Genomic DNA, 7,027 nt, shown 5'->3' with positions numbered 1-7,027 from the left:
GGCACTGCGCGGCGAGGCTCAACCGGGGCGGTTGGGCGGTGCGGGTGCGCCGTCCGCTGCGGGCGTTGCCCCGGCCCGACTCGGTGACCCTGGACAGCGCCGGTCGGGCGGCGGCGGCCGAGGCGGCCTTCCAACCCCGCTCGACCGGACCGGTGCGGGGTGGTGTCGCGGGCGCGGCGCCGGTCGTGGTGCTGCTCGACGACATCGTCACCACCGGCGTGACCCTCGCCGCCGCGAGCAGGGTGCTGACCGCGACGGGATGGGCACCGAGTGTCGCCGCGGTGCTCGCGGCGACCGAGAAAAGACACCAGTCGTAACCGATCGTGTTTCCGTTTCACCCGTTGGTGTATGAGCTGCGAAAAATCTGGGCCGTCTCGGCAACATGGGGTGACTGTTGGGGGAACAGGAGTTAGCGTTTCGCTGTCGGGGGTAGGAGGTCGTTCCAACCGCCCCTGGCGGTGAGAGGAGGCGTAGCCGTACCAACCGGTCGACGCCAGCGGGTCTCCCCACGGCGCGCGGCCGGGTAACCGGATCGAAGACCGTCCGAACAAGGGAGGTCACGTGGACATCGTGGTCAAGGGCCGAAACGTCGAAGTGCCGGACCATTACCGGGTACACGTAGCCGAGAAACTCGCGAAGATCGAACGCTACGACCACAAACTTATTCGCGTCGATGTCGAGCTGTTTCACGAGCGCAATCCGCGCCAGGCCGACCACTGCCAGCGGGTGGAGATCACCTGCGTTTCCCGGGGCCCGGTAATTCGGGCCGAGGCCTGCACGAACGACTTCTACAGTGCGCTCGACGCGGCCATCGCGAAGCTCGACACCCGGCTGCGCCGCGCGGCCGACCGCCGCCGCGTACACCGGGGCCGGCACGCGCCGATCTCCGTCGCCGAGGCCACCGCGGGCCTGCCGGTCGCGGACCTGGTGTCCCCCGCGCTGAGCGCGCCGAGTGACGGCGCCCGCGCCGGCACCGCGGTCGCGGAGCGGGTCGAAGAGGAGCACGACGACCAGCCGTGGCACATCGCCCGGGAGAAGGTGCACCCGGCGGAGCCGATGACCATCGACGACGCGCTGTTCGAGATGGAACTGGTCGGCCACGACTTCTACCTGTTCCAGGACAAGGAGTCCGGCCGCCCCAGCGTCGTCTACCGGCGCCACGCGTACGACTACGGCATCATCTCCCTCGCCACCTGACCGCTGGCCGACCCGCGTCGATCATGGAGTTGTGGTGGGGACCGCCCACCACAACTCCATGATCTGTCACCGGAGGTCGGCCGGGAGCAGCGCGAAGGTCAGGTCGTCCAGACGGGCGCCGGCCAGCCCGGGCAGCCGGCCGCGCTGAACGGCCTCACGCCGAAAACCGACCCGCTCCAGCACCCGGTGCGACGCGGTGTTGTCCGGCACCGTGCCGGCCGACAGCCGGGCGATACCGGCCGGGCCGAACGCCCAGTCCGCGAGCAACCGGACCGCCCGCGTCGCGTGCCCCCGGCCGCGCCAGTCGGGCAGCAACGCGTAGCCCACCGACGCCTCGCCGGCGGCCACATCGGTGTACGACAGGCCGCAACTGCCGACGGGCTCTCCGCTGGCCACGTCCGTGATCAGCAGTCGGGCGATCTCGCCGGTCAGCCACCCGCTCTGCGCGAGACGACAACGCCGCTCCATCGCCTCACGCGTCGGCGGCACCGGCGGCGCCTGGTTCGCCACCACCTCGGGTCGGCTGTGCAGCCGGTACATCAGCGCCGCGTCGTCCGGCGCGAGCGGGCGCAGCGCCACCACCTGATCGGTGAGCACCCCGCCGGGCAGGTCGGGCAGCGGTCGGGCGGTCGGGCCGGGCGGATCACCGGCGACGCGTACCCAGGCCAGCAGATCGTGCCGGCCCGCGTCCCGGGACGCGCCGGCCGACCGGCGCAGACCCTCGTAGCGGAAGCCGGCGGCCAACGCGACCCGCTGACTCGGGTCGTTCTCCGGTTCGGTGAGCAACTCCAGTCGGGCCGTCCCGGTGGCGAACGCGTGCTCGCTCAGCGCGCGAGTCGCCGCGGTGGCCAGTCCGCGACCGCGCGCCGCCGGCCGCATCCAGTAGCCGATCTCGAACTGACCCCGGGCGGGCACCGGGTTGTTCAGCCCCACCGCGCCGAGCAGCCGATCGGTGGCGGGGTCCGCGACGGCGTACGCCGCGCCGCCGCCGGTCCAGGCCGCCGGGGCGCCGACGTCGATCCACCAGCGGGCGTCGGTCTCGGTGTACGGCACTGGCAGGTTCGACACGAACCGTTGGGTCAGCGGGTCCGCGCAACCATCCACCACGTCGGCGCTGTCCTCGGCGCGAAACGGGCGCAGCCGCACCCCGTACGCCTCGACGACCGGCCGCGGGATCATCCGAGATCCTTGGCGAGAAGCGCACCAACCCACGTGTCCACCCGCTCGCCCCGGTGCTGCACACCGCCTCGGGCGGTCCCCTCGATCAGGAAGCCTGCCTTCTCCGCCGCTCGGCGGGAGGCGGTGTTGCCCACGTTCGCCTTCCACTCGATCCGCGCCAGGCCCAGGGTGCTGAAGCCCCAGGCGCTGAGCGCGACCAGCGCGGCGGGCAGATAGCCCCGGCCCCGGGCCGCCGGTGCGGTCATGAAGCCGACGTCGGCCACCAGCGCGTCGGCGGGGGAGAGCCGCAGGTCGAGCGAGCCCGCGTACCGGTCGTCCGGGTCGGCGATCACGAAGCATGCGGCGTCCCCCCGAGCCCAGGCGTCCCGGCTGTGGGTCTGGTAGCCCTGCGCGTCGGCGCGCTCGTACGGGTCGGGCACGGTCGTCCACCGGATGGTGTCCGGGTCCCGGCAGGTCTGCACCACGGCGTCCAGGTCGTGCTCCTCCATGGGCCGCAGACGCAGCTCGCCGGCCCCGGTGGTGGCGAACAGAACGGGCTGCGGACGGCCGAAGACGGCGGCCCGGCGGGCGGCGACGGTGCCCGGCCCGGCCGGACCGGTGGACCCGGCGGCGGGCACCTCGCTGGGCAGCAGCGAGCCGACCCAGGCGTCCGCGTTGCCGTGCAGCGCCGGGTCGGCCAGCCGCAACCGGCCGTCGACCCGGAAACCGGCCCGCAGGGCCACCAGCCGGGAGGCGTGGTTGCCCACCTCGGCGTGCCAGAGGAGCCGACGAAGCCCGAGGGTGTCGAAGGACCAGCGGGCCACCGCCCGGGTGGCCCGGACCATCACGCCCCGACCACGCGCCCAGGGCGCCGTCCAGTAGCCGATCTCGCCGGTGCCGTCCCTGTCGATGGAGACCAGGCCGTTTGCGCCCAACAGGTCCCCGGTGCCCGGGTCGCACACCGCCAGCGGTGCCCCGCTGCCCTCGGCCCAGGCCTTCCGGCTCATCTCGGTGACAAATCCGAGCGCGTGTTCCGGCCGGTATGGGCGCGGTACGGTGGTCCAGCGCTGAATGTCCGGGTCCTGGCAGGCTCGGTGTACGGCCTCGGCATCCGCTTCTCGCCAGGGCCGCAGCAGCACGCCATCCTCGATGATCTCTACGGGCTCCACTCGTGCATCCTGCCGTAGCGTTCGCCGACGGCGTAACCGGATAACGTTTGGGGCGCGCGCAGGACGCGAGTTATGTCGGGTTCTGCGGGGTCGAGCACCGCCACCAGTGACCATCGCGCCGATGGAGCGCCTACGATGGTTCGAGACTGTCTAGGGGAGCGTTGATCCGTGTCGATTCTGGAAAAGGTCCTTAACGCGGGCGAGGGCCGCATGGTGCGCCGGCTCAAGGCCATCGCCGCCGCCGTCAGCTCGATCGAGGACGACTACGTCAACCTCACCGACGAGGAACTGGCCGGCATGACCGAACAGTTCCGGGAGCGGCTCGACGAGGGTGAGACCCTCGATGATCTGCTGCCGGAGGCGTTCGCGGTGGCCCGCGAGGCCGCCGCCAGGGTGCTCGGCCAGCGCCCGTACGACGTCCAGGTGATGGGCGGCGCGGCGCTGCACTTCGGCAACATCGCCGAGATGAAGACCGGTGAGGGTAAGACGCTGACCTCGGTCATGGCCGTCTACCTCAACGCGCTCTCCGGCAAGGGCGTCCACGTGATCACGGTCAACGACTACCTCGCCCAGCGTGACGCGGCGTGGATGGGCCGGGTGCACGAGTTCCTCGGGCTGACCGTCGGCGTGGTGCTGCCCAACCGGCCGGCCGCCGAGCACAAGGCCGCCTACGAGTGCGACATCACCTACGGCACCAACAACGAGTTCGGCTTCGACTACCTGCGCGACAACATGGCCTGGTCGAAGGACGAGCTGGTGCAGCGCGGGCACAACTTCGCGGTGGTCGACGAGGTCGACTCCATCCTGATCGACGAGGCCCGCACCCCGCTGATCATCTCCGGCCCGGCCGAGCACTCCGCCCGCTGGTACGGCGAGTTCGCCGGCGTGGTGGCCCGACTCCAGCCCGGCACCGACGGTGAGGGCGACTACGAGGTCGACCACTCCAAGCGCACCATCGCGGTGACCGAGCGGGGCGTCGCCAAGGTCGAGGACCGGCTCGGCATCGACAACCTGTACGAGTCGGTGAACACCCCGCTGGTCGGCTACCTCAACAACGCCATCAAGGCCAAGGAGCTCTACAAGCGCGACAAGGACTACATCGTCAGCGACGGTGAGGTCCTGATCGTCGACGAGTTCACCGGTCGCATCCTGCACGGCCGTCGCTACAACGAGGGCATGCACCAGGCGATCGAGGCCAAGGAGGGGGTGGAGATCAAGCAGGAGAACCAGACCCTGGCCACCATCACCCTCCAGAACTACTTCCGCCTCTACGAGAAGCTGTCCGGGATGACCGGTACGGCGCAGACCGAGGCGAGCGAGTTCAACAAGGTCTACAAGGTCGGCGTCGTGACCATTCCGACCCACCGCCCGATGGTCCGCGAGGACCGGCCGGACGTCATCTACAAGACGGAGAAGGCCAAGTTCAACGCCGTCATCGAGGACATCGCCGAGCGGCACCAGCTGGGCCAGCCGGTGCTGGTGGGCACCGTCTCGGTGGAAAACTCCGAGATCCTCTCCCAGCTGCTGCGCCGCCGCGGCATTCCGCACAACGTGTTGAACGCCAAGTTCCACGCGCGGGAGGCCGAGATCGTCGCCCAGGCAGGGCGTAAGGGCGCGGTCACCGTGGCGACCAATATGGCCGGCCGTGGCACCGACATCCTGCTCGGCGGCAACGCCGAGTTCCTCGCCGCGAACGAGCTGCGCCAGCGCGGCCTCGACCCGCTGGAAAACGAGGAAGAGTACGCCAAGGCGATGGAGGAGGTCCTTCCCAACTGGAAGCAGGCCTGCGACGCCGAGGCGGACGAGGTCTCCGCCGCCGGTGGCCTTTACGTGCTGGGCACCGAGCGGCACGAGTCCCGACGGATCGACAACCAGCTGCGCGGTCGTGCCGGCCGGCAGGGCGACCCGGGCGAGTCCCGTTTCTACCTGTCCCTGCAGGACGAGCTGATGCGGCGCTTCCGGGCCGGAGCGGTCGAGGCGGTGATGGAGCGCTTCAACATCCCGGAGGACGTGCCCATCGAGTCGAAGATGGTCACCCGGCAGATCAAGAGCGCCCAGGCCCAGATCGAAGGCCAGAACGCCGAGATCCGCAAGAACGTCCTCAAGTACGACGAGGTGCTCAACAAGCAGCGCCAGGTCGTCTACGCCGAGCGGCTCCGGGTGCTCAACGGTGAAGACCTCTCCGACCAGGTCCGCAACATGATCGACGACACCGTCGAGGCGTACGTGCGGGGCGCCACCTCCGACGGCTACGGCGAAGACTGGGACCTTGAGCAGCTCTGGTCCAGCCTCAAGCAGCTCTACCCGGTCGGTGTGACGATCGAGGAGTTGGAGGAGGAGGCCGGCGGCTCCCGGGCCGGCATGGACGCCGACTTCCTGGTCGCCCGCCTCAAGGAGGACGCCAACGCCGCGTACGACCGGCGTGAGGAGGAGCTCGGCACCGAGGGGGTGCGCCAACTCGAGCGGATGGTGCTCCTTCAGGTCATCGACCGCAAGTGGCGCGAGCACCTCTACGAGATGGACTACCTCCAGGAGGGCATCAACCTCCGGGCGTACGCCCAGCGCGACCCGGTGGTGGAATACCAGCGCGAGGGCTTCGACATGTTCGCCACCATGATGGACGGCATCAAGGAGGAGACCGTTGGTTTCCTCTACAACATCGACGTCCAGGTGACCGAACCGGAGCCGGAGGCGGGGGCCGACGAGGTCGCCCTGCTCGACAAGCCGGTGGAGATCCGGGCCAAGGGCCTCAACCAGGCGCCGCGGCGGCAGGGCCTGCAATACTCCGCGCCCACCATCGACGGTGAGTCCAGCCCGGGTGCGGTCGCCGTGGAGCAGGCCGAGCAGCAGGCTCCGGCGCTCGGTGTGGGTCGACCGGCTCCGGGTGCCCCGGCGGCACCGGGGCGGACCGCACCGTCCGCTCCGCAGCGGCCGGCATCGGGCCTGCGTGGTCCGGCTGTTCCGTCGGCTGCCGCCCGTCGGCCGGCACCGAACCAGGCGGAGGCGAGCAACGGCCCGTCCCGCAACGCGCCGTGCCCCTGTGGCTCGGGCCGCAAGTACAAGCGCTGCCACGGTGCCCCCAACGGCGGCAACTGACCAACAGCAGCTCCACCGAGGGCGCGTGTGAACCGACAGCGCGTTTGAACTGACAACGTCTGACCGACGGGTCCCGGCCGACCAGGCCGGGGCCCGTCGGTGTCTTCCAGCCCCGCCTGCCCGACCAAAAGGCCCATCCAGGCGCGGTTTCCTGGGGTTACGTGGCGGGCCGCGCCCGTGATCACCTCGCCTTCACGGAAAGCGGGGCATCACCGACAGCCGGACCGCCCGGCTTCCTGCAACGCGAGTGGATCACTGGCCCGGCCCCGGCTTGGTCTGACTCGGGGTTGATCTGGCTCGGTCCGGTGTGGCCCGCTCGGTCCAGCTTGGCGTGGCCGAGTCTGGCCCGGCCCGGCCCGGCCCGGCCCGGCCCGGCCCGGCCCGGCTCGGCTCGGCTCGGCTCGGCC

Annotated in this window: 4 protein-coding genes and 1 pseudogene; 3 read left to right on the top strand and 2 right to left on the bottom strand. The window is 70.7% G+C overall.

Features of this window, described 5'->3' with window-relative positions; all coding sequences use genetic code 11:
- Together PSH25_RS20005 and hpf are read left to right on the top strand one after the other, a co-directional pair.
- Positions 1-317, top strand: a pseudogene (locus tag PSH25_RS20005) (ComF family protein); the annotation flags it as partial.
- Between the two features lie 244 nt (positions 318-561).
- Positions 562-1,197, top strand: a complete 636-nt coding sequence (hpf, locus tag PSH25_RS20000) for a ribosome hibernation-promoting factor, HPF/YfiA family (RefSeq protein ID WP_238660544.1) — start codon at positions 562-564, stop codon at positions 1,195-1,197.
- 66 nt (positions 1,198-1,263) lie between these two features.
- Here hpf and PSH25_RS19995 read toward each other — a convergent pair whose 3' ends face one another.
- Together PSH25_RS19995 and PSH25_RS19990 are read right to left on the bottom strand one after the other, a co-directional pair.
- A complete protein-coding gene (locus tag PSH25_RS19995; protein WP_238660542.1) occupies positions 1,264-2,376 on the bottom strand; it encodes a GNAT family N-acetyltransferase in 1,113 nt (370 codons plus the stop codon).
- Positions 2,373-3,524: a GNAT family N-acetyltransferase gene (locus PSH25_RS19990; protein WP_238660541.1), complete on the bottom strand. Its 1,152-nt coding sequence runs from the start codon at positions 3,522-3,524 to the stop codon at positions 2,373-2,375. Before PSH25_RS19990 ends, PSH25_RS19995 begins: the two co-directional genes overlap by 4 nt.
- Positions 3,525-3,692: 168 nt before the next feature.
- Between PSH25_RS19990 and secA the strand changes: the two genes are divergently transcribed.
- Positions 3,693-6,620: a preprotein translocase subunit SecA gene (gene secA, locus PSH25_RS19985; protein WP_238660540.1), complete on the top strand. Its 2,928-nt coding sequence runs from the start codon at positions 3,693-3,695 to the stop codon at positions 6,618-6,620.
- The last annotated feature ends 407 nt before the right edge of the window (positions 6,621-7,027 follow it).

This window comes from Micromonospora foliorum, from assembly GCF_022229015.1.
GTDB classification, from domain to species: Bacteria; Actinomycetota; Actinomycetes; order Mycobacteriales; family Micromonosporaceae; genus Micromonospora; species Micromonospora foliorum.
The sequence above is the reverse complement of the archived record's forward strand: the minus strand, read 5'-3'. Positions and strand labels throughout refer to the sequence as shown.

What these genes read in the sequence shown, in the direction of transcription:
- PSH25_RS19995 (WP_238660542.1), bottom strand. Translation starts at nt 2,376, where the DNA reads ATGATCCCGCGGCCGGTCGTCGAGGCGTACGGGGTGCGGCTGCGCCCG.